Origin of the sequence: Kitasatospora sp. MY 5-36 (assembly GCF_001182915.1) — a bacterium.
Classification (GTDB): Bacteria; Actinomycetota; Actinomycetes; order Streptomycetales; family Streptomycetaceae; genus Kitasatospora.
In genome coordinates this window covers 1-547 of record NZ_LFVW01001436.1, presented here as the reverse complement: position 1 = coordinate 547, position 547 = coordinate 1, and the positions used below count along the sequence as shown (strand labels likewise).

General features: G+C 71.7%; 1 protein-coding gene. It reads left to right on the top strand.

What is annotated here, in order from left to right; genetic code table 11:
- Positions 1-512: catalase (locus AE652_RS42820; protein WP_049661813.1), on the top strand; the 512-nt coding region annotated here is incomplete at its 5' end.
- Between the last annotated feature and the right edge of the window lie 35 nt (positions 513-547).

Genomic DNA, 547 nt, shown 5'->3' with positions numbered 1-547 from the left:
ACTTCGTGCCCGGCATCGGCCCGTCCCCGGACAAGATGCTCCAGGGCCGCCTGTTCGCGTACGCCGACGCCCACCGCTACCGGGTCGGCATCAACGCCGACCACCTGCCGGTAAACCGTCCGCACGCCACCGAGGCCCGCACCAACAGCCGGGACGGCTACCTGTACGACGGCCGCCACGGCCGGCAGAAGAACTACGAGCCGAACAGCTTCGGCGGCCCGGTGCAGACCGGCCGTCCGCTGTGGGCCGCAACCGCCGTCGACGGCCTCACCGGCAACCACATCGCGCCCTCGCACGCCGAGGACGACGACTTCGTGCAGGCCGGCGACCTCTACCGGCTGTTCTCCGAGGAGGAGAAGCAGCGCCTGGTCGCCAACCTGGCGGGCTTCATCGCCAAGGTCTCGGCCGACCGCGAGGACATCGTGGAGCGGGCGGTCGACAACTTCCGCAAGGCCGACGCCGACTTCGGGCAGCGGCTGGACGCGGCGGTCCGGGAGCTGCGCAAGCAGTAGCCCCGCGCACGCCTCGGCCCGAGGATCCGGCTCAG